The organism is Grimontia sp. SpTr1 (assembly GCF_947387585.1).
Lineage (GTDB): Bacteria > Pseudomonadota > Gammaproteobacteria > Enterobacterales > Vibrionaceae > Enterovibrio > Enterovibrio indicus.
The window spans coordinates 1-1,318 of record NZ_CANDOD010000049.1 but is presented as its reverse complement, the minus strand read 5'-3'; the positions used below and the strand labels follow the sequence as shown (position 1 = coordinate 1,318).

The 1,318-nt window shown below is 43.3% G+C and carries 1 protein-coding gene; it reads left to right on the top strand.

Going from position 1 to position 1,318, the window contains the following annotated elements; translation table 11 throughout:
• Positions 1-71 precede the first annotated feature (71 nt).
• Positions 72-1,103 carry an IS110 family transposase gene (locus QL223_RS25865; RefSeq protein ID WP_002541872.1) on the top strand — a complete coding sequence of 344 codons (1,032 nt, stop codon included), beginning with the start codon at positions 72-74 and terminating at the stop codon, positions 1,101-1,103.
• Positions 1,104-1,318 lie beyond the last annotated feature (215 nt).

Genomic DNA, 1,318 nt, shown 5'->3' with positions numbered 1-1,318 from the left:
TGATGTATGGAATCCACTCTTTCCTTGGCGATCTACAATTCCAAGGTTTGATTAAACACGAGGGTTCCATCATGTTGACCACTAACATTATTGCAATCGACTTAGCCAAAAATGTTTTGCAAGTTTGTCATATCAGCGCAGATGGCGAATTGCTTTTCAATAGACCACTAAGCCGACAGAAAACTAAAGAGTTTCTTGCCAGAGCCAAACCCGCTATCGTCGCAATGGAAGGTTGCTGTGGTTGCCATTACTGGGGGCAATTTGCTGAGAAGTATGGCCATGATGTTAGGCTACTCAATCCTAAAAAAGTAAAAGGATGTTTGGAAGGGCATAAAACTGACCACAATGATGCTCTCGCTATAGCAAATGCAGCTATTCAAATTGGCATCAAGTTCAGCCGTCCAAAATCCATTGAGACACAGTCTCTTCAATCACTAGAAAGTAGTCGTCGTTTCCTATCTCGGTCCGTTGTTTCTTTAGGTCAACACATCCGCGGTACGATTCTTGGGTACGGCATCGCTAACCCAAGAGGCGAAAAAGGATTGAAAGCCTCTGTCCAGTCTGCTCTCGACGGTGAAACAGAAATTCCAGCTAATGTCGTTTCGGTGCTGGCCATGTTGTGGGAGCAATATAAGCAACTTAAGTTAAAACTTATCCAGTTTGAAAAAGAAAAAAATGCACTAACTCGACAAATTGAACCCTGCCAAAGACTCATGGCGATTGAGGGCGTTGGTGAAACAACGGCGGCAATGCTTTATACGACCCTTGGAGATGGCAAACAGTTTAAGAACGGAAGGCAGGCCTCTGCTTTTGTGGGTCTCACCCCAAAACAACATAGCTCAGGCGGAAAAGTTTTCATGATTGGTATTGATAAATGTGGTGGTGTAAAGGAACTTCGTTCCCTTTTATATCTTGGTGCGATGTCTTATGTGGGCAGGCTTCCTGATAATCCGAAAACACAAAAAGACGCTTGGCTTACCAAGCTCATTGCTCGAATTGGGTTTAAAAAAGCCTGTATCGCTTTAGCAAATAAAATCGTACGGACCGCGTGGGCAATGCTTCGATATGAAACCAACTATGAGCCAGTATTACTGACTGATTAATATGAATCTTACAAAATGATGAAGCGGAAAAGGTAAGACCAACCTGCTGAGAACCTGGCCATTCTGTCACGCTTTAGAAGCTGCTAACTCGATAAGGACAGTAGGTGCGCAAACATCAAAGGCTAGAGGATAGCTACCTCATCAAGAAGCCGAATATACGTACGCATCTTAACTTTGATTGCAGATTCGTTTTGTAGGTACGTGGATTCCATATA